This is a genomic window from Hymenobacter sp. 15J16-1T3B (genome assembly GCF_020711235.1).
Classification (GTDB): Bacteria; Bacteroidota; Bacteroidia; order Cytophagales; family Hymenobacteraceae; genus Solirubrum.
In genome coordinates, this window is the sequence record NZ_JAJFAV010000013.1 from 27,995 (window position 1) to 52,607 (window position 24,613).

17 protein-coding genes are annotated in these 24,613 nt (G+C 64.8%); 9 read left to right on the forward strand and 8 right to left on the reverse strand.

Translation table 11 applies throughout. The features are described 5' to 3' along the window. The first annotated feature begins 8 nt into the window (after positions 1-8). Positions 9-965 (forward strand): methionyl-tRNA formyltransferase, encoded by a 957-nt coding sequence (fmt, locus tag LJ737_RS19580; RefSeq protein WP_227768443.1) that lies wholly within the window; start codon positions 9-11, stop codon positions 963-965. 45 nt (positions 966-1,010) lie between these two features. Then, on the forward strand, positions 1,011-1,496 hold the full coding sequence (locus LJ737_RS19585; RefSeq protein ID WP_227768444.1) for a dihydrofolate reductase: 486 nt from the start codon (positions 1,011-1,013) through the stop codon (positions 1,494-1,496). Between the two features lie 79 nt (positions 1,497-1,575). On the opposite strand, the gene porU2 (LJ737_RS19590) is transcribed toward LJ737_RS19585, so the two are convergent. The 3 genes from porU2 (LJ737_RS19590) to LJ737_RS19600 form a co-directional block, all read right to left on the reverse strand. Continuing rightward, entirely contained in the window at positions 1,576-6,807 is a 5,232-nt protein-coding gene (porU2, locus tag LJ737_RS19590; RefSeq protein WP_227768445.1) for a putative type IX secretion system sortase PorU2, read from the reverse strand. A 257-nt stretch (positions 6,808-7,064) separates the two neighbouring features. Beyond that, a complete protein-coding gene (gene porU2 / locus LJ737_RS19595) occupies positions 7,065-12,269 on the reverse strand; it encodes a putative type IX secretion system sortase PorU2 (protein ID WP_227768446.1) in 5,205 nt (1,734 codons plus the stop codon). A gap of 60 nt (positions 12,270-12,329) precedes the next feature. Further along, positions 12,330-13,442: a putative type IX sorting system protein PorV2 gene (locus LJ737_RS19600; RefSeq protein ID WP_227768447.1), complete on the reverse strand. Its 1,113-nt coding sequence runs from the start codon at positions 13,440-13,442 to the stop codon at positions 12,330-12,332. 360 nt (positions 13,443-13,802) lie between these two features. Between LJ737_RS19600 and LJ737_RS19605 the strand changes: the two genes are divergently transcribed. Both LJ737_RS19605 and LJ737_RS19610 read left to right on the forward strand, forming a co-directional pair. Then, positions 13,803-14,210: a PadR family transcriptional regulator gene (locus LJ737_RS19605; protein WP_227768448.1), complete on the forward strand. Its 408-nt coding sequence runs from the start codon at positions 13,803-13,805 to the stop codon at positions 14,208-14,210. Positions 14,211-14,235: 25 nt separating this feature from the next. Further along, complete coding sequence (locus tag LJ737_RS19610; RefSeq protein ID WP_227768449.1) at positions 14,236-16,848, forward strand: PspC domain-containing protein; 2,613 nt, start codon at positions 14,236-14,238, stop codon at positions 16,846-16,848. 328 nt (positions 16,849-17,176) lie between these two features. Here the strand turns inward: LJ737_RS19610 and LJ737_RS19615 are convergent, their stop codons facing one another. The 3 genes from LJ737_RS19615 to mce all read right to left on the reverse strand — a co-directional run bounded on the left by LJ737_RS19615 (position 17,177) and on the right by mce (position 19,785). After that, on the reverse strand, positions 17,177-18,619 hold the full coding sequence (locus LJ737_RS19615; protein WP_227768450.1) for a CCA tRNA nucleotidyltransferase: 1,443 nt from the start codon (positions 18,617-18,619) through the stop codon (positions 17,177-17,179). Between the two features lie 173 nt (positions 18,620-18,792). Then, positions 18,793-19,374, reverse strand: coding sequence for an L-threonylcarbamoyladenylate synthase (locus LJ737_RS19620; RefSeq protein WP_227768451.1), 582 nt, complete (start codon positions 19,372-19,374; stop codon positions 18,793-18,795). Between the two features lie 3 nt (positions 19,375-19,377). Beyond that, positions 19,378-19,785, reverse strand: coding sequence for a methylmalonyl-CoA epimerase (gene mce, locus LJ737_RS19625; protein ID WP_227768452.1), 408 nt, complete (start codon positions 19,783-19,785; stop codon positions 19,378-19,380). A gap of 188 nt (positions 19,786-19,973) precedes the next feature. Here mce and LJ737_RS19630 point away from each other — a divergent pair, with 188 nt between their 5' ends. From LJ737_RS19630 to LJ737_RS19645, 4 genes are all read left to right on the forward strand, one after another. Next, a complete protein-coding gene (locus LJ737_RS19630; RefSeq protein WP_227768453.1) occupies positions 19,974-21,188 on the forward strand; it encodes an IscS subfamily cysteine desulfurase in 1,215 nt (404 codons plus the stop codon). Between the two features lie 98 nt (positions 21,189-21,286). After that, complete coding sequence (gene iscU, locus LJ737_RS19635; RefSeq protein ID WP_111480135.1) at positions 21,287-21,703, forward strand: Fe-S cluster assembly scaffold IscU; 417 nt, start codon at positions 21,287-21,289, stop codon at positions 21,701-21,703. Positions 21,704-21,793: 90 nt separating this feature from the next. Next, on the forward strand, positions 21,794-22,201 hold the full coding sequence (locus LJ737_RS19640; protein ID WP_227768454.1) for a hypothetical protein: 408 nt from the start codon (positions 21,794-21,796) through the stop codon (positions 22,199-22,201). Positions 22,202-22,282: 81 nt separating this feature from the next. Beyond that, positions 22,283-22,609 carry a HesB/IscA family protein gene (locus tag LJ737_RS19645; protein WP_227768455.1) on the forward strand — a complete coding sequence of 109 codons (327 nt, stop codon included), beginning with the start codon at positions 22,283-22,285 and terminating at the stop codon, positions 22,607-22,609. A 152-nt stretch (positions 22,610-22,761) separates the two neighbouring features. On the opposite strand, the gene LJ737_RS19650 is transcribed toward LJ737_RS19645, so the two are convergent. Further along, positions 22,762-22,911 (reverse strand): hypothetical protein, encoded by a 150-nt coding sequence (locus tag LJ737_RS19650; RefSeq protein ID WP_227768456.1) that lies wholly within the window; start codon positions 22,909-22,911, stop codon positions 22,762-22,764. A 196-nt stretch (positions 22,912-23,107) separates the two neighbouring features. On the opposite strand from LJ737_RS19650, the gene LJ737_RS19655 reads away from it, so the two are divergent. Continuing rightward, positions 23,108-23,788, forward strand: a complete 681-nt coding sequence (locus LJ737_RS19655; RefSeq protein ID WP_227768457.1) for a TraB/GumN family protein — start codon at positions 23,108-23,110, stop codon at positions 23,786-23,788. 88 nt (positions 23,789-23,876) lie between these two features. Here the strand turns inward: LJ737_RS19655 and LJ737_RS19660 are convergent, their stop codons facing one another. After that, positions 23,877-24,335, reverse strand: a complete 459-nt coding sequence (locus tag LJ737_RS19660) for a T9SS type A sorting domain-containing protein (protein WP_227768458.1) — start codon at positions 24,333-24,335, stop codon at positions 23,877-23,879. Positions 24,336-24,613 lie beyond the last annotated feature (278 nt).

Sequence of the window (24,613 nt, forward strand, 5' to 3'; positions counted from 1 at the left end):
ACTTGATTATGCCCGAATCCGCCCCCCTCCGCATTGTGTTCATGGGTACGCCCGAGTTTGCGGTGCCCACCCTGGAAGCCCTGCTCACCTGGCCCGGCTGCCAGGTCGTGGCCGTCGTGACGGCGGCGGACAAGCCGGCGGGCCGCGGGCAGAAGCTGGCCGAATCGGCGGTGAAGCAGGCGGCCGTGGCGCACGGCCTACCGGTACTGCAGCCCACCAACCTCAAGGCGCCCGAGTTTCAGGCGGAGCTACGCGCCTACGCGGCCGACTTGCAGGTGATTGTGGCGTTTCGGATGCTGCCCGAGGCCGTGTGGAGCATGCCGCGGCTGGGCTCCATCAACATCCACGCCTCCCTGCTGCCCCAGTACCGCGGCGCGGCGCCCATCAACTGGGCCATCATCCACGGCGACGCGGTGACGGGCGTTACTTCGTTTTTCCTGCAGCACGAAATCGACACGGGCAACCTGATTTTCCAGGACGAGGTGCCCATCGAGGCCGCCGACGACTTCGGCACGGTGTACGAAAAGCTGCAGCACGCCGGCGCCGCCCTGGCGTTGCGCACGGTGCAGGCCATTGCTGCCGGCACGGCGCCGAGCATTCCGCAGCCCGCGGGGCGCGGCGAGCTGCGCCCCGCGCCCAAGTTGCAAAAGGAAACCGGCCGCCTCGACTTTCAGCAGCCCGCCGCCGCGCTGGCCAACCTGGTGCGGGGCCTCTCGCCCTGGCCCACGGCCTTTACCCAGCTGCCCGACGGCCGGGGCCTGAAAGTGTTCCGCGCCCAAGCCCTGCCCGGCGCCCCCACCGCCGACGCGCCCGCCGGCCGCTGGCTGACCGACGGCCGCAGCTACCTGCGCGTGCAAACCCCCGACGGGCAGCTCGACCTGGTCGACATCCAGCTCGAAGGCAAAAAGCGCATGCCCGTGGCCGATTTCCTGCGCGGCTTCAACGCGGCTGTGCTGACTGCGTAGCCCGGCCGACCAGCCGTTTCTCACCACTTCACCTCGCTTTTCCGCATGATTGCCATCGTAGTAGCCCGGGCCGACAACGGCGTTATCGGGCGCGACAACCAGTTGCCCTGGCACCTGCCGGCTGATTTGCGCCACTTCAAGCAGCTCACCAGCGGCCATCCGGTGGTGATGGGCCGCCGCACCTACGACAGCATCGGCCGGCCCCTGCCCAACCGTCGCAACGTGGTGGTGACGCGCCAGCCCGATTGGCGGGCCGAGGGCGTGGAAACGGCCCCGTCGGTACTGGACGCGCTGGAACTGGCCCGGCAGTCCGATGAGGACGTTTTCGTTATCGGCGGGGCCGAAATCTACCGCGAAGCCCTGCCCGCCGTGGACACGGTGTACCTGACCGAGGTGCACCACGCCCCCGCGGGCGACGCGGTGCTGCCCGAGTTTCCGGCCGAAACCTGGCGCGAGGAAAGCCGGGAACGGCACGAGCCCGACGACAAGCACGCCTACGCCTTCAGCTTCGTGACGCTGCGCCGCCGCTAAAGCCCAATTGCCCGCGCTTATTTCGCAAAAAAGCCCGGTTCAGCTGAACCGGGCTTTTTTGCGGGGTATGTCTTGGGCGCTAGCGCAGCAGCACGAGCTTGCCCCAGCCGTTGTGGAAGGCTCGGTCGGCGGCGGTGCGCCGGTGCTCGACCTGGCCCTCGGGGTCGTCGAGCACCACGCGGTAGAGGTAGGTGCCGTTGGCCAGGCGCGCGCCGTACTCGTCCGTGCCGTCCCAGGCGTAGCTGGTCACGTTGTTGCCGATGCGCAAGGGGCCCAGCTCGCTCTGCAGGATTTCGCGCACCACCTTGCCCGACACGGTCAGGATCTGGATCTTCAGGTTGCGCGGCGGCGTCGAGCCGGTGAGCGTGAACACGAAGCGCGCCGTGCTCGTGATGGGGTTCGGGTAGGGAAACACGTGGGTGATGCTGGTTTTGTTCACCACCTCGAAGGTGACCCCGTAGCGCTGCGCCGCCGCCGCGTTGTCGCCCATGTCCTTGGCCTGCACCTCCAACTTGTACACCCCGTCGGCAAGCGGCACTCGTTTGCCGTCCAGTTGGGTATCGGGCAGGTAATACACGCGGGTGCGGCCGGCCGCCGCGTCGTTGACCAAGTGGATGGCCAAGTTATTGGTCATCGGCACGACTTCCGGGGTGGTGCTGCCGGGGCGGGTGAGCAGCAGCTGCACCTTGCTCGGGTCGGTCAGCGGACGGCGCTTGTCTTCGTACTTCACGTCGACGGCGACTTCCGGCGCGGGCGAAACGATGTCGCCGTTGAGGATGTGGATGCCGTCGAAGGCCACGTCGAGCACCGGCGGCACGTTGAAGTCGGGGGCCGTGAAGCTCAGGTTCAGCTCGTTGTTGTAGTACACCTGCTCGGGCAGCTCCTGCTCGTTGGCCACAATGCGGATGGTAGCCGGCCCGCGCACCGAAGTCACGTTCAGGCGGAAGTTGTAGACGGCGGTGGAATCGGCCCCGGGCCGCTGCGAGAAGCCCGCTACCCGGCTGGCCTGTACCGTGGTCGTTTCGGACCGGCCGCTGCTGGTTTCCGTCACGATGGCCTTGGCCCGCGCCAGATCGGCAAAGCCGGTGGGCGCCACGTTTTCGAAGTACACCGGCACGTTCAGCATCCCCGTGCTGGTGGCCGCCGCGTTGAGTGTGGCGGCGGAGTAAGCACCGGCCGGAATGCTGGGATGGTCGCGGCGCACCACGCCTTCGGGCAGGCCCTGGTAGGTCACCAGCCACTGCTTCAGCTGCGGGGGCGTGAGGTTGACGGTATCGCGCAACTCGAGTTCCAGCGCCAGGTACGGGTACTGCCGGGCATCGACGCTGGCCAGCGACAGGGACGGGCTGGTCACGCTCGGGTTGAGTACGGTGCGCGCGTTGCTGGCGTCGTAGCCCACCAGGCGCAGCGTGTAGCGGTCGGCCGCGGCCCCGTCGGGGCGTTTGATGGTGTGGTAGAGCGTCTGCCACTGCTGGGCCGGCCCAATGCGGGTGCTGGTGAGGGTGCCGGCGGTGTTGCGGCCGGTGAGCGTGGCGTGCAGGGTGATGATCTGCTCGTAGCGGGGCGTGGGGTCGGCCGGCGAATAAGTGGATTCCTGGGTTTGCCCGGGGAAGCCTTTGCGCAGCAGCAGCAGCAGCGGGTCACCGTCCTGCGCCGTGTTGATGAGCTGGGAGCCCATGGCGCCGAGCTGGGCTTTGAGCGCCGGCAGAAAGGAGCTGAATTCCACCCGGTTCATCGACACCAGCGCCACGTACGCCCCGGTCGGCACGTTTTGCAGGAAGGTCAGCAGTTGGGCCTGCCGCTGGGCGCTGTTGATGTTGTCCGTTTGCAGCGTCGGCCCCCAGTTATCGGTGGTGGCGAAGTGGTAAAACGGCTTGCCGACTTCGCCGCACATCTGGTAAGGGCCGCCCGGCACGTTGCCGAGCTGCCGGATGCTCACCGGGTCGAACACCGCGGCAATGATGTTGGCCGGCGACACCGTGGGCGGTATCACGGCCTGCCCGCACCCGCCGGCCGACACCAGCGCGCCGTTCACGGTGATGCCGTAGGACTGCAGAAACGTAGCCTGGCGCACCACGTCGACGTTGTTGGAGCCCACCGTTTGCAGCTGCAGCGGCACGTTGATGTTGCCAAACTCCCAGCGGCCGCTCGGCACCTGCTGCGCCACCTGCGTCTTGGCATTGTCCACCATCTGTCCGTAGTGGCTCTGCGACCAGCCGCCCGGGCTCCCGTTGATGAAACGGAACGAGCTGCGCACCCAGGAGGTATCGAGGCCGGAAGGCGCGCCGGCGGGCGCAAAGCGCACGCGCCAGTAGTACACCAGCGAGTCGCGGCCGTTGGGGCGCAAGGGCAGGTTGGGCGTCCAGGACGCTACGTCGAGGGCGTTGAGCGTGGCGCGGGCCACCGGCGCCCCGAACGAGGGAATGGTATCCAGCTGAAATTCGTAGGCGAGCGGGTTGAGCTGCGGCGTGTTGCTCTGGCCCACCAGCCGCACATTCGTCCGCCCCACAATGGCGTAAGGCGAAGGGTTCAGAATGGTGATGCCGCCGTTGAGGAAGTTGTAGGTCAGCGAGGCGGAGTTGTTGGTTTCCAGCAGCTCCGGAATCACGTTGGGGTTGTCGATGCGGACGGTGAACGTGTTGTTGCCAAACACCGCCGCCGCGGACGGGTTAGTCAGGGCCACCACCAGTACGGTATCCCGCAGAAAATACGGGATGACAACCGGGGGCACCGGCAACGTGGTGCTGCCGCTCGGGCCCACCACGGTCCGGTCCACGGTGATGCGGATGCTGCGCACGGGCTCGATTCGGCCGTAGTTGCTCAGGCGCAGGCGTAGGTTGAAGCCCGGCGAGGAAGCCAGCACCCGCCCGCCGCTGGTGGCCTCGATGCTGATGGGCGCTACGCCCGGGGTGAACTGGTAATCGGGCAGGGCCGGCGAAAACAGCCCCACGGCCGGGTCGCCGTGCCAAGTGAAGTTGGTCATCATGGCCTGGCCCGTCAGGCTGGCCGGAATGCTGCTGTAGCGCGGAATGGTGTGCAGCCGCCGCAGCACCTCGGCCTGAATGGCCGGAATGGGCTTGCCGTGCCACGCCGCTTCGCGGAACATCACCCGGTACACCAGCTTCATGTACGTGTCCAGGTTGGGCGCATCGTCCAGGTCGGATTCGGCCAGCCAGCCAATGGCGCCTTTGCCCTCGGCCAGAATCCAGTCTTCGGGCAACGAGCCCAGGGCGGCGGACGCGGTGCGGCCGATTGCGCAGCCGGCCGCCATAAACACGGGGTACTTGCCGCCCTGCGCGTAGCCGCTGCCGGGGTGCTTGATGGACGGCGGCTGCATGTCGATGGTGCCGTCGGAGCCGTGACCGAAATAGGTCATCAGGGCCACCCCGGCGTTGATCTGGGGCACAATGTTGGCGCTGCCGGGGCCGTTGACGGGGTTGATCAGGGTCGTGACGTTGGCCCCGAACAGCGGCTTGCGGGCCGTGTCGGCGTAGGCCTGCAGGTAGCTGCTGAACAGCTGATGTTCGTTCGCGTCGTGCCCGCCGGCGAGATGCAGCACGTTTTTGCGCCAGGCCGCCGTCCCGGTCGCTTCATGGTCGCGCAGCTTTTCCAGGTAGGCCACCACTTGCGCGGGTGTGCGGGCCGGCACCCGGCCGGTAAACATGCGCGGCACGTAGTTGCTGTTCTGCCAGTCGGCCGTAAAGAAGATGTCGGAGGCGCCGCGGGTGCTGGCGGGCACCAGATCGGGGAACAGCGCCCGCTCGTTGGCCGGCGCTTGGCGGTACCGGCTGTTCAGCCCCAACGCGGGATTGGATTCGGTGATGAAGATGCCCCGGCCCAGCAGCAGCAAATACCGGTCGGTGCGGGGGGCCGTGAGCAGGTACTGGGCAAATTGGCGCACGGCCAGCGGCGACCGTTCGCCGTAGTGAAACTGTTCGTAGAGCAGCTCGGAAGTCACCACCAGCGTATCGTAGGCCGGGTGGCCCGGCCCGGCCGTGGCGCGGTAGCTGGCGTAGGCCCGCACCGGGTTGGGGGTGCTGCCCGCCGGCTGCATCAGCGCCGTGCTGGTGACGATGATGAAATTGGGCTGCGCGGGGTTGAACACGCGGAAGCCGACACGCTGGGCGGGCATGGGCGTCAGGCTGCGCGCCGCATCGGCCAGCACCAGCTGGCGCGTGCTGCCCACGGCAGTCGCAAAGCCGTAGGCGCGGCGCTGCCCGCTCAAGGCCACGCCCGAGGTGCGGCGCACGTTGCCTGGGTCGGTTACGTCGTAGCCCACCACGGTGGCGGGTATGCTGTCGAGCTGGTAGTAAGCGGCGCCGGCCAGGGTGGAGTCGTTCCAGAAGTGTACCGCCCGGCTGCCGCTGGGCCAATGCGCCGCCTGCGGACTCACGATGCGCACGTACCCGACGCAAAACTGGTCGTTGTTGGCGGTGCCGGCCCGCTCGAACCGCACGCCCAGCTGCCCGTTGCTGCCGAAGTCGCTGGGTTGCAGCCGCAGCGTCACGCGGCGGTTTTGGTAGGGCGCGTAGGTGATGGGGGGCGTGGTCAGGATGCGGGGCGTGCCGCTGCCGCCCGGCAGCGCGGAAATAATGGTGTTGTGAGTGCCCGTTTGGGCGCCCACCAGCACCGTTTCCAGCCAGGCCTGGGCCCCGGTGGCGGCCCGGCGAAACAGCGAATCGACGGTAATGGTCGTGCTGCCGTTGACGTCCGGGCTCAGGAAGGCTTCTCCTTTGTCGGCCCAGCTCAGGTAGGCTTGCTGCCCGTCGGTTTGGCCGTAGTTGTATTCGCTGGTGAGCAGCTTTAGGCGGTTCAGCAGCCAGTTCGCGTGCACCGTACCCGTGGCGGCCGTGGTCGTTTCCGTCATCCGCCGCCCGGCCGTGGTGGCCGACACGGTCAGGAAATACGCCGCGGTATCGGTGAAGAGACTGTAAAGCTGGTGCGGCTGGTCCCCGGGCTCCTTATACATGCCGCGGTCCAGCTTGCCGTCGTTGCGCTGGCCGTAGAACTCGAAGTAGGTGGTCGGGTCCAGCTGCCCCTGGTTGCCGCCGCCGTAGAGGGCTACTTCGCGGCCCCGGCGCCAGAGCTGCACCCGCTGCAGGTTGGTGCCCGCCCCGATACCGGCACGCGAGAGGTAGGTATGGTCGAGGCGGTAGATGCCGTCCTTGGTGATTTTGATTTTGTAGTACGACTGCGTGGGCACTATCCACTCGTTGCCGTACGTGCTCGATTGCGCCTGCAATCGGGTGGCGCCCAACAGCCACAGCAAGGCTGTCAGGAAGCTCACCCACCTGGTAAATCGTTGTGTCATAATCACCTATTCTATGAAACCGGGTATGCGTTTATTCGACCTGTGACAATTATCTACTGCAATAATTCCGGGGCCCCGAGCCCCTTTACCGGCCCTTTGAATTGCTCAGCGCCCAGCCGACTGCTGGCTCACCAACCCCGAACGGCGTGACAATTTACTTAAGCTCACCGCTTTTGACCTGGCCCCGCACCGCAAAAAACCGGTGCCCCAGCTGTCAGCCAGAGCACCGGTTTGTATTGCGGGGTATGTCTTGGGCGCTAGCGCAGCAGCACGAGCTTGCCCCAGCCGTTGTGGAAGGCTCGGTCGGCGGCGGTGCGCCGGTGCTCGACCTGGCCCTCGGGGTCGTCGAGCACCACGCGGTAGAGGTAGGTGCCGTTGGCCAGGCGCGCGCCGTACTCGTCCGTGCCGTCCCAGGCGTAGCTGGTCACGTTGTTGCCGATGCGCAAGGGGCCCAGCTCGTTCTGCAGGATTTCGCGCACCACCTTGCCCGACACGGTCAGGATCTGGATCTTCAGGTTGCGCGGCGGCGTCGAGCCGGTGAGCGTGAACACGAAGCGCGCCGTGCTCGTGATGGGGTTCGGGTAGGGAAACACGTGGGTGATGCTGGTTTTGTTCACCACCTCGAAGGTGACCCCGTAGCGCTGCGCCGCCGCCGCGTTGTCGCCCATGTCCTTGGCCTGCACCTCCAGCCGGTACACCCCATCGGGCAGGGTCCCGGGCGTGTAGTACACGCGGGTGCGCCCAGCGGTGGAGTCGTTCACGAGGCGAACCAGCGCGCTGTTGGTCATCGGCACGGTTTCGGGCACCGTACTACCGGGGCGGGTGAGCAGCAACTGCACCTTGCTCGGGTCGGTCAGCGGGCGGCGCTTGTCTTCGTAGCGCACCTCCACCAGCACCTCCGGGTTCGGCGAGACGATGTCGCCGTTGAGGATGTGGGTGCCGTCGAAGGCCACGTCGAGCACCGGCGGCACGGTGATGTTGGGGGCCGTGAAGCTCAGGTTCAGCTCGTTGTTGTAGTACACCTGCTCCGGCAATTCCTGCGAGTTGGCGATGATGCGGATGGTGGCCGCGCCCCGGACCGCCGATACGTTCAGGCGGAAGTTGTAGACGGCCGTGGAGTCAGCCCCGGGGCGCCGCGAGAAGCCCGCTACCCGGCTGGCGCGGATGGACACGGTATCGGGCCGGCCGCTGCTAGTTTCCGTCACGATGGCCTTGGCCCGCGTCAACGCCGAGAAACTGATCGGCGACACGTTCTCGAAGTACACCGGGATGTTCAGCATGCCCGTGCTGGCCGCCGCCGCGCTCAGCGTAGCGGCGTCGTAGGCCCCGTTCGGAATGCTGGGATGGTCGCGGCGCACCACCCCTTCGGGCACGCCCTGGTAGGTCACCAGCCACTGCTTCAGCTGCGGGGCCGTGCGGTTGGTGGTGTCGCGCAGCACCATTTGCAGCTGCAGGTACGGGTAGGTGTTGGCGTCGACGTTGGTCAACGAGTAAATCCCGTTGCGGGGCTGCACGTTGCGCCGCAGCACCACGCGGGTGTTGTTGCGGGTGTAGCCGATCAGGTTCAGCGTGTCGCTGTCGGCCAGCGGCTCGGGCAGCTTCACGGTGTGGAAGAGCGTCTGCCAGCGCTGGGCCGGCCCGATGAGCGTGCTCGTGACCGTGCCCGACCCTTCGCGGGTGCGCAGGGTATCGGCCAGGCTGATGGCCTGCTCGTTGCGCGGGATGGGGTTGCTGGGCGAGAACGTGACTTCGCGGCGGTCGGCGGGGAAGCCTTTGTGCAGCACCATGGCCAGCGGGTCGCCGTCCTGGGCCGAGCCAATGAGCTGGGAGCCCAGGGCCTGCAGTTCGGCTTTCAGGGCCGGGCTGAAGGAGCTGTAGTTGACCTTGTTGATGGTCAGCAGCGCCACGTAGGCCCCGTTGGGCACGTTGCGCAGCAGCTGCAGCAGCTGGCCCTGCCGCCGGGCGGTGTTGATGTTGTCGGTCAGGCTGTCGAGGCTGCGGTCGTAGGTGCTGGCGAAGTGGAAGTAGGTAATCGACCCCACGGCGCCGCAGGTGCTGTACGCGCCCCCGGGCAGGCTGTTGAGCTGCCGCAGGTTACGGCCTTCGAACACGGCCACCATGATGTTGGGCGAGCGAACCGTCACGCCGTTGTACACGCCGCAGTTGTCCACGCGCACCGGCTGGTTGTCGACGATGATGCCGTTGGAGAGCTGGAAGGTCGGGTTGGCGTCGGGGGCGCCTTTGGTCGACAGCTGCACAGTTCGGGTCCGTGCGTCAAACTCCCAGCGCCCGCTCGGCGCCGACTGCGTTACCCGGCTTTTCTCGTTGCGGGCCATCTGCCCGTAGTGGCTCTGCGACCAGCCGCCCGGGCTGCCGTTGATGAAGCGGAACGAGCTGTTGGCCCAGGTCACGTCGAGCCCGGCCGGAGCGGTGGCCGGCGAGAAGCGGAAGCGCCAGTAGTACACCAGCGAGTCGCGGCCGGCCGTGGGCAGCGTGGTGGTCCAGCTGGCAATGTCGCGGCCCGACACGGGGCCCGACTGCCGCCGGAACGCGGAGGTAAACGTCGGAATCGTGTCCAGCTCGAACTCATAGTTGATGGGCTGGAGCTGCGGCAGGTTGCTTTGGCCGACCAGGCGCACGGTGGCCCGGTTGACGATGGCAAATTCGGTGGGCTGCAGCAAGGTCACGCCCCCGTTCAAGAAGTTGTAGGTGAAGGTGGTCGAGTTGTTGGTCTCGTCCAGCTCGTCGATGACGTTCGGGTTGTCCAGCCGCACCGTGAAGGTGTTGGAGCCGAGCACCGACGTGCCCGCCGGGTTGGTCATCGAAATGTACACGGTGGTGTCGCGCAGGTAGTAGTGCAGCTTCTCCACCTTGCCGGGCAGGGGCGTGCCGTTCAGGGTGCGCTCCACGGTGATGCGCACCGAGTCGGTGACGATTTTGCCGGGGTTGCTGAGCTGCAGCTTCAGCCGGAAGGTGGGCATGTTCGCCAGCACCGGCCCGGCCCCATCGTCGACGCGGGCGGCCGTGGCGTTCGGGGTGAACTTGTAGTCGGGCTTTTCGGGGGCAAACAAGCTCAGCGCCGGGTCGCCCTGCCACGTCAGGTTCATCAGCAGCGAGAGGTAGTAGCGCCGCCCCTGGTTGTCGGCTGCGGGCGGGATGGTCAGCGACATGCGCCGCGCCACCTCGGCCTGCACCGCCGCCACGGATTTGCCGTACCAGTTGGGCTCGTTGAAGAGCGCCGAGTACATCTGGTTGCAGAAGCGGTCCTGGTCGTTTTCCAGCCCGAAATCCGAGTCGGCCAGGAAGCCGATAATGCCCTTGTTGGCAATCAGCAGCCAGTCCTCGGCAATGGAGCCGCCGGTGGTGTAGGTGTTGCCGGCCGCGCAGCCGTTGACGTAGAACACCGGGTACTTGCCGCCGCCGCTGGGGTAGTTGCTGCCCGGGTCGTTGATGGACGTGGGCAGCAGGTCCAGGTAGTTGGTGGAGCCGTGGCCGAAGTAGGTAATCAGGCTCAGGCCCTTGCGCAGCTGCGGGGTAATGTCCACGGAAACCACCCCGCCATTGACCAGCGGCGTGGTATTGTAGATGTTTTCCACGTTGGCCCCGAAGAAGGGCATTTCCGCCTTGCGCTGGTAGCCCCGCAAAAACGACTGGAAGCGCGTAAACTCGCTGGCGTCGTGGCCGCCGGCCATGTGCAGGATGTTTTTGCGCCAGGGTTCGGCGCCCAGTGCCTCGTACTGCTTGAGCTTGTCGAGGTAATTGAGCACCTGCTGGCTCGTCACGGCCGGAATGCGCCCCGTCGGGATGCGCGGCACGTACGAGCCGTTTTGCCAGTCGGCGGTAAAGAAGATGTCGGAGGCCCCGCGGGTGCTGGTGGGCACCAAATCGGGCCACACGGCGCGGTTGGCCGCCGAGGTCTGCCGGTAGAAGCCGCCCGCCGACTCGGTGATGAGCACACCCTTGCCCAGCAGCAGCAGGTAGCGGTTGGCCCGCGGCGAGGCCAGCAGGTAATTGGCGAAATGCTTGATGGCCAGCGGCGACCGTTCGCCGTAGTGAAACTGGTCGTAGAGTTGGTCGGAGGTCACCACCAGCGTATCGTGGCGGCCGCCGGCCGCGGAGGCGCGGTAGGTGGCGTACTCGCGCACCGGGTTCACCTGGCCGGTGCCGGTGCGGCGCATCAGGGCCGCATTCGATACGATGATGAAGTTGTGGCTGGCAGCGTTGATGGAGCGGAAGCGCATGGCCTGCGCGGCCGCCGGGGCCAGCGGCTGGGCAGCGTCGGCCAGCACCAACGCGCGCATGCGCCCGACGGTGCCCGGGAAGCTGAAGCCGCGCCGCGTGGCCGAGAGGCTGGCGCTGCTCACGCGCTGCACGTTGTAGGGGTCGGCCACGTTGTAGCCGTACACCGTGGCCGGGATGCTATCCAGCTCGTAGTAGGCCCCGCCGGCGAGGGTGGAGTCGTTCCAGAACTGGAAATACTGGCGCCCGGCCTTCCAGTGGGCCGTCTGCGGGTACATCACCCGGGCATACCCGACCCGGAATTTGTCGGTGGGCGGGTTGACCGGCGCGGCCACTTCCTGGCGGATGCGCAGGCTGTTGGTGGTGCCGAAGTCGCTGCGCTGCAGTGCCAGGCGAGTGCGCAGCACATCGTAGCTGCCGTAGTTGAGCACGCCGAGCACCCGCGGCGCTCCGGTGCCGCCGGGCAGCACCGATACCACCGTGCTGTGGGGGTTGGGATACGCGCCCACCACCACGTAATCGAGCCAGGCCTGCGCGCCGCCGGGGGCAAGCCGCGACATGGTTTGGGTGCCGTAAGCAAACCCCGTCAGCACGTAGGGCGGCCGGGTTTCCCCGACTGCTCCCCCCAAAAACCCTTCGCCGGTATCGGCCCAGGGTAGAAAGGCTACTTGCTGGTCGGTCTGGCCGTAGTTGTAGTCGCCGTTGTCCAGAATCAGGTTCTGCTGCAGCCAGTTGGCGTGCACGGTGCCGGCCGCCGAGGTGTTTTCGGCCATGTCGCGGCCGTTGGCTGTGGCCGACACCGTCAGGAAATACGCCGCCGTGTCGGTAAACAGGCTGTAGAGCTGGTGGGGCTGGTGGCTGGCCGCCAGGTACATGTCGCGGTCGAGCTTGCCATCGTTGCGCTGCCCGAAAAACTCCACGTAGGTCGTGGCGTCGAGCTGGGTGCGGTTGCCGCCGATGTAGCGCGCCACCTGTTGCCCGCGCCGCCACAGCTGCAGGCGCTGCGGGTTGACGGCCCCGCTCAGGCCCGCCTGCGTGAGGTAGGTGTAATCGAGGCGGTAGATGCCGTCCTGCGTGACTTTGATTTTGTAGTAGGTCTGCGTAGGCACTATCCATTCGTTGCCGTACGGCCCCGATTGGGCCCGCGCAACCACCCCGCTGGCCACCAAAGCCAGCAGCAACCCCAGGCAGCGAGTCAGTAGCCGGGTATATCGTTGAGTCATAGTCAAATTGCTAGATGCGAAGCCAGTACGTCGCCGGGCCATCTTCCGTTCCTTCTCCCCTTATTTAAAGCCGTAGCCCAACGACACCATGATGGAGTTGGCCTGGGAGCTGGCGCCTAGCCGCTCGATGGCCAGGCGCGACAAGGCCAAATCGAGGCGCAGGCCGCTCAGGGCCACGCCCACGCCCAGCGTGGGTTGCACCTTCCACTCTTCCTGGCCGCTGAAGGATTTGATTTTTTGCACGTTGGTGGCCCCACCGCGCAGGAACAGCAGGTTCTTGTAGCCGATTTCGGCGCCCACGTGCGGGGCAATGCTCACGAAGTCACTCGACACGGGCGTATTGCGCTTGCCGTCGGTGGTCATTTCCAGGTCGAGGGCGGCCACGGCGGTCAGGTCGGCGGGCAGCTTGAACGAGCGGCTCACCCCGAGCACAAAGCGCGGCAGGGTAATTTCGGTGCTGTTCTTGGGAATAAAATCCAGCGTATCCTGCGTGGGCTTGAACTTGTCCGTGTTCATCGACCAGGCGTTGAACGTGGTGGTGATGTCGCGGGCCATCAGAGCCAGGCGCCAGTTGCCGCGCTGGTACTGCGCGCCTGCGTCCACGCCGAAGCCCCAGGCGTTGGCGTAGTCGCCCACGTTGCGGTAGATAATTTTGGCGTTGGCGCCGATGCTCAGGCCCTCAATGGCTTCCAGCTTGCGCGCGTACGAGAGCAGCAGGCCGTAGTCGGCCACCGAGAAGTAGGTAATCCGGTCGTAGCTGATCTGGTTGTACTCGTTGACCAGCGCCCGCGTGTCGGGAATGTCGTCGACGCCGACGCGGATAATGCTGGCCCCGATGGCGCTGCGCTCGTCCAGCGGCATGGAAAAGGCCGCGTAGTCATTCTTCACGATGCCCGAAAACAACTCGGAGTGCATCAGCACCGCGTCGTACTTGGTTTTTTGGCCGACCAAGCCGGCCGGGTTCCAGTAACCGGCGGTGGCATCCTGCGCCAGGCTTACTTGGGTACCACCCATGGCCAGGGCGCGCCCCCCTACCCCGATGGAGAGGAAGTCGTTGCTATACTTCGGCGTGTTGTCTCTGGTGGGCGTGGTGGTCTGGGCCAGCGCGGCACCAGTCCCTACCAAGGAAACCGTCGAGAAGGCGAGGATACTGCGGCGGAAAAAGTGTGGCATAGAGTAATGAAGTAGAAGCCGGGCGTTGTAAGCAGGCTTCACAACGCAAGTTACTTATTAATAGTGCGGCGGCCCGGGGCAAATGTACCCGACCGAATTGGCTGACCGTGAAACCGCCGGATTGGTTGCCCTATTCCGATAATTTCTTGCTTAACCGCGGCGCGGCACCTTCTTCCCCTCACATGATCGGGTGAGGCACCGAGTAAGTATTCGCGGCGCCGGCCTCTCAATCAAGCTTTTAGCCCGGTTGCCATTTCGACGATATCGTGCAACCAAAATTATTCTAACCAAGTACCTTGCTTTACAAAGTACCTGCTTTTATATTTGTACCATTCTTCACCGACTACCGCCCGCAAGCCCATGAAAGTCGAAAACACCCAAGTGCAGATGCGGAAAGGCATCCTAGAGTTCTGCATTCTGGAAATCATTGCGCGGGGCGAGGTGTATGCCTCCGACATGCTGGAGGAGCTAACCCAAGCCCGTATGATCGTGGTGGAGGGGACGCTTTACCCCCTGCTCACCCGCCTCAAAAATGCCGGCCTACTCGATTATACCTGGAAGGAATCGAGCAGCGGCCCGCCCCGCAAGTACTATACCCTCACGCCGGTGGGGCAGGACTTCCTGCACGAGCTGCGCCTGACCTGGGAGGAAATCGAAGATTCCCTGCAGATCATCCGCAACAAACCCCAGGGCGCTGTGCCGGCCGCCCCGGCCGCCTACCCGCCGCCCGCGCCCGCGCCGTCCTCCGACGAAGACGCGCTTATCTAGCCACCGCTTTAGTTGCAGCACTGCGATGAAAAAGAATATCAGCATCAACCTGCAGGGCCTCATCTTCCACATCGAGGAAGATGGTTACGAAGTCCTCCAACGCTACTTGCAGGACGTGAAGGCGCACTTCAACACCTTCCGCGGCCACGAAGAAATCGTAGCCGACATCGAGGGCCGTATCGCCGAAATCTTCGCCGCCCGCACCTCCGCCACCAAGCAGGTCATCACCTTCGAGGACGTGGAGGCCATGATGAGCAAGATGGGCCGGGTGCAGGACTTCCAAAACGACGGTTCGCTCGACGAGGACGACGACGTGGCCGACACCGCCAGCTACGGCCAGCCCCTGGGCGGTCAGCAGCAGGCCTACGCCGGCGCCACCAGCACCGCCCGCCCCGCCACCGGCACCGTGCCGCCCGTCGTCGACGAGCCCCGCCGCCTCTACCGCGACATGAGCAACCGCCGCATGGCCGGGGTGGCCGCCGGTCTGGCCCGCTACTTCAACGTGAACCCGCTCTGGATTCGCCTAGCCTTCGTGCTGACCTTGCTCTCCCCCATCGTCGGGGACTTCGTGGGCGCGCTGCCGGCCATCAGCATCCTGACCTACGTGGTGCTCTGGATTTCCTTGCCCAAGCGCTACGACAACGACAGCCCGATGCCCGACGACGACGTGACGCGCAAACTGTACCGCGACACCGACAACGGCTCCATCGGCGGGGTGGCCAGCGGCCTGGCCCATTACCTGGGCATTGAGGTAGCCATTGTGCGCATCGTGTTCGTGCTGCTGGTACTCTTCGGCGGCAGCGGCTTGCTGCTCTACCTCATCCTCTGGATGGTCGTCCCCCCGGCCCTCACGCTCAGCCAAAAAGCGCAGATGCGCGGGCAGGCCGTGACCCTCTCGGGCCTGGAAAACAGTCTGCGCAACCCCGCGCAGCCCGCCAACCGCCCGGTGGGCGCCTTTCTGGAAGAGGTAGCTCGGGCCGTGCGCCCCATTGTCAAAGCCTTGGGGACCGTGGCGCGCATCTTCGTGGGCCTGATGTTCCTGCTGACGGGCTTCGCGCTGCTGATGGGCCTGCTCGTGCTGGTCGGCGTAGCGCTGGGCTTGCTGCCCGAGTCGCAAAACATTCACCTGGGCGACGCGCCGGCCTACACCGTGCTGGCCGGGGTACCGTGGTGGTTCGTGGTGAGCGGCTTCCTGGCCGCCGGCGTACCGGTGCTGTTGCTGCTCTTCTCGGGCGTGGGCCTCATCGTGCGCCGCTGGCTGCTGGGCCGCACCCTCACGCTGGTGCTGCTGGGCCTCTGGATGCTGGGCATCGTGGGCTCCATCATGGGCGGGGTGCGCTACTCGCAGGAATTCCAAGAGGAAGGCTACTTCACCGCCACCCGCAACCTAGGCACCATTGCTAACCCGGTGGTGACCCTCGACACCCGCACCTTCGACTACGACGGCTGGGACATGCGCCCCGACCTGACCCTGGCCGCCGCCGACAGCGGCAACACCATCACGCTGGTCGAAGACTACTCGGCCCACGGCCGCACCGAAGCCATCGGCGCTGCCCTGGCCCGCACCAGCATGGGCTACCGCGCCGTGGTGCGCGACACCACCGTGCTGCTCGATGACCGCTTCACCTTCAAGCCCGGCGCCATCTTCCGCGGGCAGGAACTGAACCTGACGCTGCGCATCCCGCGCAACAAGCGCATCCGCCTCTCCCGCGACTTTGAGCGCATGCTCGACGACGACAACTTCGTCAACGGCCACCGCCCCAACGAGCCCGGCCAGCACACCTACGAACTGGTAGGCCGCCAGCTGCGCTGCCTCGATTGCGCCCCCGGCGACATTCCCGAGGACCACGAGGACGAGGACTACAGCGGCGACGACGTGCACGTGGGCGACATGCGGGTGCACGTCGACACCGACAACGATGATGACGTGCGCGTGTCGGTGGACTACGACGGCGACGTGAACTTTTCCACCGAGCCCGGCGACTACGGCTCCGAGCAGCAAAGCTTTTCCTTTACCGACTTCGACGACGTGGCCGTGTCCGGCGCCTACCGCGTGGTGATTCGCCGCGCCGATACCTACAGCGTGAAGGCTTACGGCTCGGAGCGCGCCCTGCGCGAGCTGGACGCCGAAAGCCCCGGCGACGAGCTGCACCTGCGCCCCAACCACCGCGGCTTCTTCAACTTCGGTTCCCGCAACGACGCCCGCAACCGCGTGCTGCTGGTGGTGGAAATGCCCACCCTGAAGCAGCTCAACCTGAGCGGCGCCGTGCAAGCCAAAGTCACCGGCTTCGACAACTCGGATGATCTGAGCGTCGACCAGTCGGGCGCCAGCCACCTCTCCTTCGAGGGTACCGTGCGCCGCCTGGCCCTGGACATGGGCGGGGCCTGCCGCACCAACCTCAAAGGCCGCGCCGACCGCCTCGACATCGACGGCTCGGGCGTGTGCCAAGTACAGGCCGCCAACTTCCCCGTGCAAAGCGCCGACGTGGAGCTGAGCGGGGCCAGCAAGGCCCGCCTGAACGTGGAAAATGAACTGCGCACCGACCTCTCGGGCGCCAGCCAGGTCGACTACAACGGCAGCCCCACCAACGTGCGCAACCAAAAATCGGGCGCCTCGCGCGTGCGGCGCGTAGAATAAGCTACTGCGACAAAAAGCTTCCGTTCCAATAGCTTACCAAGCTAACTTATCCCTATATTGGGATGCATCCTTACTCGGCACGCTTCGTAAGCAACCCTTGTTTGGCTTGTTCGCATCTACTCTCTGACTGCTACGAGATTAGGGGCCCTTGGTGAGTGAATGGTTGCCCCCGAGGAAATCAGCGCTTTTCCGAGCTGCAACAGGAAGGCAACGATTTCCTCGAACTCGCAGTGACGGGCGTAGTTCGACCCGGCCTAACGACAAAGCCGGCTTGCTTCTGCAGGCCGGCTTTGTCGTTTTTGGCAGTGGCACCGTGGCTGGGGTTTTACTAGTCGGCCTGCGGCGCCGGCAGCTCTTGCTTCACCTCCAAGCCTTTGCGCTGCCCCAAGGCCAGCAGGAAGGGGTACGCCTCGCCGAACTCGTTGCGCACCTGCCCGTCGAGAATGGCTTCGAGCACCGCGTCCTTCAGCTCGCCAACCGCTTTGGATGGCGCGAGGCCGAAAGTCTGCATGATGACTTCGCCGGTGATGACGGGCTTGAAGTTGCGCAGGTGGTCTTTCTCCTCGACCTCCTTCAGCTTCTGCTCCACCACGTCGAAGTTGCGCAGGTAGCGGGCCACGCGCTGGTGGTCCTTGCTGGTGATGTCGGCCCGGCACAGCTTCATCAGCAGGTCGATTTCGTCACCGGCCTCGAAGAGCAGGCGGCGCACGGCCGAGTCGGTCACGGTTTCCTTCACCAGGGCAATGGGGCGCAGGTGCAGCCGCACCAGCTTCTGCACCATGCGCATTTCCTCGCCCAAGGGCAGCTTGAGGTCGGCAAAGATGCCCGGCGTCCAGCGCGCCCCTTTGTCCTCGTGGCCGTGAAAGGTCCAGCCCACTTTCGGGTCGAAGCGCTTGGTGGCGGGCTTGGCAATGTCGTGCAGAATGGCCGCCCAGCGCAGCCAGAGGTCGGCGCCGGCGTCCACCACGTTGTCGAGCACCTGCAGGGTGTGGTAGAAGTTGTCCTTGTGCGCGTGCTGGCCGCGCTTTTCCACGCCCTGCAACAGGGCCATTTTGGGGAAGATGAGCGGCAGCAGCCCCGAGGCAAACAACAGCTTGAAGCCGTAGCTCGGCTTCGGCGCCATGATAATCTTGTTGAGCTCCGTCGTAATGCGCTCCTGCGACACGATGCGAATCCGCTCCTTGTTGCGCGCAATGGCGTCGAAGGTGTCGGGGTCGATGTCGAAGTTGAGCTGGGTGGCGAAGCGAATGGCCCGCATCATGCGCAGCGGGTCGTCGCTGAAGGTAATGTCCGGATCAAGCGGGGTGCGGATGATACCGTCCTGCAGGTCCTGAATGCCGTTGTAGCGGTCCACCAGCGTGCCGAAGTCGCCGGCGTTCAGGCTCAGGCCCAAGGCGTTGATGGTGAAGTCGCGGCGGGCCAGGTCTTCTTCCAACGTGCCTGCTTCCACCTCCGGCTTGCGCGACTCGGCCCGGTAGCTTTCCTTGCGCGCGCCCACAAACTCCAGTTCAATCTCGGGCGTGGGCAACATGGCCGTGCCGAAGTTCTTGAACACCGTAACGCGCGGCCGGTTGGGCAACCGTTTGCCCACGGCCTGTGCCAGCTGAATGCCGTCGCCCACGCACACCACATCCACGTCCTTGCTGGTGCGCTCCAGCGCGAGGTCCCGCACGTAGCCACCGATGACGTAGGCCGGGTAGCCCAATTCCTGGGCGGCGTCGGCAATGGTACGAAACAGGGGCAGGTCGGGCAGCTGGGGCGGCAAGTTCATGCGAAAACGGGGTAAAACTGGCGGCAAAGGTACGGCACAAGCCGCTGGTCGGCGTTTACCGAGCCGTACTCCGCAAAGCGCAGGATCTTAGCACGCGTGAAATCCCGCCGGCAGGCGGTTACAGCATCACCCGGCAACATCCTTCGCACGGCTCTGAATGACAGCTTACTAGCCTAGTCCCGCAGCACTTCCAGTCCACCATCGGCCAGCACCCGCACCACCCGCGAGGGCGCGGCGCGGGTTTCGTCGTCCTGCCGCCAGTTCACCACGTACTCGGCGCCGCGCACGATGGCCGGCGCCACTTCCTTGTAAATGGCCGGCGTGGGCTCCCCGCTGATGTTGGCCGAGGTCGACACCAGGCCGTGGCCCAGGCGGCGCACCAGTTTATGCGTAAACTCGTCGCCCTGCACCACGCGCAGGCCGATGGTGCCGTCGGGCGCCAGCAGGTTGGGCGCCAGAAAGCGGCTGCCTTTCACCACGTAGGTGGTCGGCTTCTGCTGCGCGGCCAGCAGCTCGGTCAGGTTGTCGGGGACCTGTTCGGCGTAGCGGGCAAACATAGCTTCGTCGGCCACCAGCACGATGCAGGCCTTTTCGGCCGGACGCTGCTTGAGCTTGTAGATTTTCTCGACGGCCCGGGGCACCTCGGCGTCGCAGCCCAGGCCCCACACCGTGTCGGTGGGGTAGAGAATAACTTGCTGCGTCAGCAGCGCATCCACGGCGGCGTCGACTTCCTCGCGCAGGAATTTCTGACTCATGGCTTACTCCTTAATAGATTGGCAGAGCTCCACCAATACGCCGTGGGCCGACTTGGGGTGCACAAAACACACCAGCTTGTTGTCGGCCCCGCGCTTGGGCTCCTCGTTGAGCAACACGAAGCCCGCGGCCCGCAGCCGCTGCATTTCCGCCCGGATGTCGTCCACCTCAAAGGCGACGTGGTGTATCCCCTCCCCTTTTTTGGCCACAAACTTGGTGATGGCGCTGTCGGGTGTGGTGCCGCCCAGCAGCTCGATCTTGGAGCCGCCAACCTGGAAAAACACCGTGTCCACCCCCTCGCTTTCCACGGCTTCGCGCTTGTAAGGCGCCGCGCCCAGCAGGGTGGTATACAAGGCCGTAGCGGCTTCCAGGTCCTGCACGGCCAGGCCCAGGTGTTCGAGGTTGGTGAACATATAATAAGGAGTGAAAAAAACGTCCGAAGCCGGGGCGCCGACGTTATTTGGATTGTGTCTACTTTTGTGCGCACAAAAGTAAACCTCTGGCCTCGTTTCGCTGTTCTACCCGCGAATCATTCTCCGCTGGATTCCTCGCGGTATCCGCGGCCCAGTGGTTACCTTTGCCCGCGACAATACTAAGCACCATGCTCAAGCTGCCCATTTACCTCGACAACAACGCCACCACGCCGATGGACCCGCGCGTGCTCGAGGCTATGTTGCCCTATTTCACCGAGCAATTCGGTAACGCCGCCTCGCGCAACCACCCGTTTGGCTGGCAGGCCGAAGAAGCCGTGGACTACGCCCGCGAGCAGATTGCGCAGCTGATCAACTGCGACCCGAAGGAAATCATCTTCACTTCGGGCGCGACCGAGTCGGACAACCTCGCTATCAAAGGCGTGTACGAGATGTACGCCCAGAAGGGCAACCACATCATCACCGCCACCACCGAGCACAAAGCCGTGCTCGACACCTGCAAGCACCTCGAAAAGCAGGGCGCCCGCGTGACCTACCTGCAGGTCAACGAGGAAGGCCTCATCAACCTCGAGGAGTTGGAAGCCGCCATGACGCCGCAGACCATCCTGGTCGCCATCATGTACGGCAACAACGAAATCGGCGTGCTGCAGGACATCCGCGCTATTTCGGCCATTGCCAAGAAGCACGGCGCCCTCTTCTTCTCCGACGCCACCCAGGCCGTGGGCAAAGTACCCGTCGACGTTATTGCCGACGGCATCGACCTGATGGCCTTCACCGGCCACAAGATGTACGGCCCCAAAGGCATCGGTGCGCTGTACGTGCGTCGCAAGAACCCGCGGGTGAAAGTAACCGCCCAGATGGACGGCGGCGGCCACGAGCGCGGCATGCGCTCCGGCACGCTGAACGTGCCCGGCATCGTGGGCTTGGGCAAGGCCTGCGAGCTGGCCCGCCTGGAAATGGAGTCGGACACGGCCCGCATCTCGGCCATGCGCGACCGGCTGGAGCGCGAGCTGCTGACCTTGGAGGAAAGCTACGTGAACGGCTCCCGGGAGCACCGCCTGCCCCACGTGACCAACATCTCCTTTAAGTACGTGGAAGGCGAAGGCCTGATGATGGGCGTGAAGGACCTCGCGGTATCGTCGGGTTCGGCCTGTACCTCGGCTTCGCTGGAGCCTTCCTACGTGCTCAAGGCCCTGGGCTTGAGCGACGACCTGGCGCATAGCTCCCTGCGCTTCGGCCTCTCGCGCTTCACCACCGACGAGCAGATCGACTACGCCATCAATCACGTAAAAGAAGCCGTGACCAAGCTCCGCGAAATGTCCCCGCTGTGGGAGATGTTCAAGGAAGGCATCGACCTGAACTCCATCGAGTGGGCCGAGCATTAATAGTGCCTAGTGCTCGGTTGTCAGTGCTTGGCTCGTTCTGAGCACTGACAATTAAGTACAACCCTAAGCACCAACAACAAAGCACTTCAACAAAAGCCATGGCTTACTCCGATAAAGTAATCGACCATTACAGCAACCCGCGCAACGTGGGCACGCTGGACAAGAGCAAGAAAAACGTGGGCACCGGCCTGGTCGGCGCCCCCGAGTGCGGCGACGTAATGCGCCTGCAGATCGAGGTGGACGAAGCCACCAACGTCATCACCGACGCCAAGTTCAAGACCTTCGGTTGCGGCTCGGCCATTGCGTCTTCCTCGCTCGCAACGGAGTGGCTGAAGGGCAAGTCGGTGGACGAAGCGCTGAACATCGACAACATGGAGATTGTGGAGGAGCTGGCCCTGCCGCCCGTCAAAATCCACTGCTCGGTGCTGGCCGAAGACGCCATCAAGGCTGCCATCAACGACTACCGCGTGAAAAACGGCCTGCCGGAACTGGAAGCCGCCAAGTCGCACCACTAAGTGGAACTGAGAGCGTAGAAGTGAGAAGTCGGACTCCGAACCGGGGCTGACTTCTCACTTCTAAGTTCTAACCTCTCACTTCTGTACCGAATGGAAGTTTCCCCCGACGTGCACGTAGAGAGTGCGCGCCTGCAGCGGCAGATTGCGGAAGCCTTGGGCTTGCCGGCTGACCAGCTCGTGTTTGATTTCCGCCAGATCGACGGGCAGACGCGGCTCGACCTGATTACCGTCAACCCGCGCCACCAGCAGAGTTTCCTGTTTCGCTACGAGCTCGGCTACGACAAGCTCGACGCGCTGCGCAAGATGCTCGGTTACGTGCAATCCTCGCGCGACGCGGAAGCCTCCTACACCATTCAGTGGCGGGCCCGCGGCGACAAGGAGCTGCAAACCTCCTATTTCCGGGCCCACAACGCCTACGAAGCCCTCGACAAACTCTACTACGGCCGCGACCTGAACACCATTACCGTGTTTAGCGTCGTGCTGAATCCTTCTTCCTAGTTGTTTGTTATCAGACAGGACGCGCCACTTCCCAGCTGACGCGGCCGCCTGACAACTGGCAACCGACAACTGACAAGCGACATGATTACCGTTTCTGACAAGGCCAAAGAGAAAGTAACCGCCCTGCGCGCCGACGCGGGCCTTACCGACGCTTTCCGCCTGCGCGCCTCGGTGGCCGGCGGCGGCTGCTCGGGCCTGAGCTACAAGCTCGACTTCGACGACGAAGTAAAGCCCATGGACCAGGAGTTTGAAGACAAGGGCGTTCGGGTGGTGGTCGACATGAAGAGCTTCCTCTACCTGGCTGGCACCGAGCTGGACTTCTCCGACGGGTTGAACGGCAAGGGCTTCTTCTTCAACAACCCCAACGCCTCGCGCACCTGCGGCTGCGGCGAAAGTTTTTCGGTGTAGCCCCCCTGCTCCCGGGTTTTGATTGCCAACCCCTTCTGCCTTGCGGTAGAAGGGGTTTTTCATTACTCACACGGTTGGCTCATGCGAAGCTGCATAAAATACATTACACATCTTATATATACGTGAATGCGGTCGGTTGGCCGCGCCGAAGGTCAGTTGACCGAACCGGCGGCGGTTGGGGCCGCCGCCTGCCGGTTGGGAACGACGACGCCCGCGTTGCCGCGCAGAACGGTGCGCCAGGGTGGAAACTCGTCGCGTAGGGCCGACGACACCGTGCTCAAGGGCCGAAACGGCGCAGGCACACGCGGAAAATCGGAGCGCAGGGAGCCCAACCGCCTGGGCAGGAGTGGAAAACTACCTAGCAGAAGTGGAAACCCAGCGGCCAGGGTTGAAAACCGGATGCGCACGGCTGGCGCCCCGGGGCGGGTCGTTCGTTGGCGTGCCGCGGCATTCTTTTTACCTTGGCGGCCTTTCTCACTTCCTTGTGCTATCCGTAGTATGAAAAATGACCTGATCGAGGCCCGCCTGCGCCGTGACGAGGCGCTGAATGCGTTTCTTCTCGCCGACAAAGCGGTTTACGCCGATATCGAAACCGACGTAGCACCGCTGCGGCAGCAGCTCAGCGAGGCGCTGACCCAGGCCCAGGACATGGCCCAGGCCGTGCTGGCCGCAGACAACGACGGCAACGCCGAGCGCAAAAAAGGCCAGCGCAACCAACTCACCCAATTGCTGCGCCGCCTCGTGGTGGGCTTGCAGGCGGTGGCCACCAGCACCCGCGATGCGCGCCTGCTGGCCCTGGCCGGGCAGGTAAGCCGCTTGCACAAGCTGAGCGAATCGTCGTTTGTTGAGGAGGCACGCCGGCTGCTGAGCCTAGCTCCCGAGCGCAGCGAGGCGCTGACGAAGCGGCGCTTCACGCCCGAGCACTACCGCGAGGCCATGACGCTGACCAGCGAGTTGCGCCGCAACATCAACGAAGGCCGGCTCAACGACGCTGAGGGCAGCACAGGCCGTCAGGGCTTGGAGCGTCTTATCAAGCAGAACGCCCGCACCATCGAGCAACTGCGCACCTACTTCCGCGTGTACGAGCAGGACGAGCCCGACCTGTGGGCCCACTTCGAAACGGCGGCGCGGGTGGTGAAGCGCGGCGGTGCTGCCGGCAGCACCCAACCCGGCCAGTAAGCCACAGTTTCGTGCCCTCAGCAACGCGCCCCGCCGGTACTCCCGGCGGGGCGCGTTGCTGAGGGCACGAAGCCAATAGTTGGTGGCGTTATTCGGGCGCGTATTTGAGGAAGGTGCGCGTCGTGCGCAGGGTGCCCGTGCGTAACTCCAGCGTGTGGTTGCCGTTGCGCAGCCGCCGCACGTCGATGCGCTGCCCGGCCGCCAAACGGCCGGTAAGCACGGTGCGGCCCGCGGCATCCAGAATGCGGTACTCGCCGCTGGCGTTGCCGCAGCTGAGCCAATCCGTTGCCGGGTTGGGGCTGGGCTGCCACGCAACGTTTTCGGGGGTATAGGTGAGCACGGCGGACGTGCCGCTGCCCCCGGCCACCGGTTGCCGCAGCCGGTAATACACCGTGCCGCCGCCCGCACTGGTGTCCATAAACCGGTAGGCGCTGCCCTGGGCAGTTGTGACTACGCCGACTAATCGAAACACGCTGCCATCGGTAGACCGCTCGACTTCAAAACGCAGCGGGGTTTTGACGGGCGGAGCCGTCCAGGTCAGCAGCACGCCTTGAGGAGCAGCAGTAGCCGTCAACCCGCTGGCGGCCGACGGAGCCGCGGCAGTACCGGCCGGTTTGGTCGCTTCGGCGGGGGGTGGCCCTCCGGCGGCTCCGTCGCCGGAAACGCTCTGTTGGGCTACTGCCATTCCGGGGACGAAGCCCAAGGCCCAAAGAGCCCACGTAACCGACCGCAACACTTGGCCACGGCCATGGGAGGAAGTTTTCATGCGGGTTGTGGGGTAGCAGATGAAGCAGGACAATATAGTATTTTTTATACATATATTTA

Bases quoted from the DNA above. Each gene is read 5' to 3' on its own strand.
- mce (WP_227768452.1), bottom strand. From the start codon at position 19,785: ATGTTCACCAACCTCGAACACCTGGGCCTGGCCGTGCAGGACCTGGAA.
- iscU (WP_111480135.1), top strand. From the start codon at position 21,287: ATGGCTTACTCCGATAAAGTAATCGACCATTACAGCAACCCGCGCAAC.
- LJ737_RS19620 (WP_227768451.1), bottom strand. From the start codon at position 19,374: ATGAGTCAGAAATTCCTGCGCGAGGAAGTCGACGCCGCCGTGGATGCG.
- LJ737_RS19655 (WP_227768457.1), top strand. From the start codon at position 23,108: ATGAAAAATGACCTGATCGAGGCCCGCCTGCGCCGTGACGAGGCGCTG.
- porU2 (WP_227768445.1), bottom strand. From the start codon at position 6,807: ATGACACAACGATTTACCAGGTGGGTGAGCTTCCTGACAGCCTTGCTG.
- LJ737_RS19610 (WP_227768449.1), top strand. From the start codon at position 14,236: ATGAAAAAGAATATCAGCATCAACCTGCAGGGCCTCATCTTCCACATC.
- porU2 (WP_227768446.1), bottom strand. From the start codon at position 12,269: ATGACTCAACGATATACCCGGCTACTGACTCGCTGCCTGGGGTTGCTG.
- fmt (WP_227768443.1), top strand. From the start codon at position 9: ATGCCCGAATCCGCCCCCCTCCGCATTGTGTTCATGGGTACGCCCGAG.
- LJ737_RS19630 (WP_227768453.1), top strand. From the start codon at position 19,974: ATGCTCAAGCTGCCCATTTACCTCGACAACAACGCCACCACGCCGATG.
- LJ737_RS19600 (WP_227768447.1), bottom strand. From the start codon at position 13,442: ATGCCACACTTTTTCCGCCGCAGTATCCTCGCCTTCTCGACGGTTTCC.
- LJ737_RS19640 (WP_227768454.1), top strand. From the start codon at position 21,794: ATGGAAGTTTCCCCCGACGTGCACGTAGAGAGTGCGCGCCTGCAGCGG.
- LJ737_RS19645 (WP_227768455.1), top strand. From the start codon at position 22,283: ATGATTACCGTTTCTGACAAGGCCAAAGAGAAAGTAACCGCCCTGCGC.
- LJ737_RS19615 (WP_227768450.1), bottom strand. From the start codon at position 18,619: ATGAACTTGCCGCCCCAGCTGCCCGACCTGCCCCTGTTTCGTACCATT.
- LJ737_RS19605 (WP_227768448.1), top strand. From the start codon at position 13,803: ATGAAAGTCGAAAACACCCAAGTGCAGATGCGGAAAGGCATCCTAGAG.
- LJ737_RS19585 (WP_227768444.1), top strand. From the start codon at position 1,011: ATGATTGCCATCGTAGTAGCCCGGGCCGACAACGGCGTTATCGGGCGC.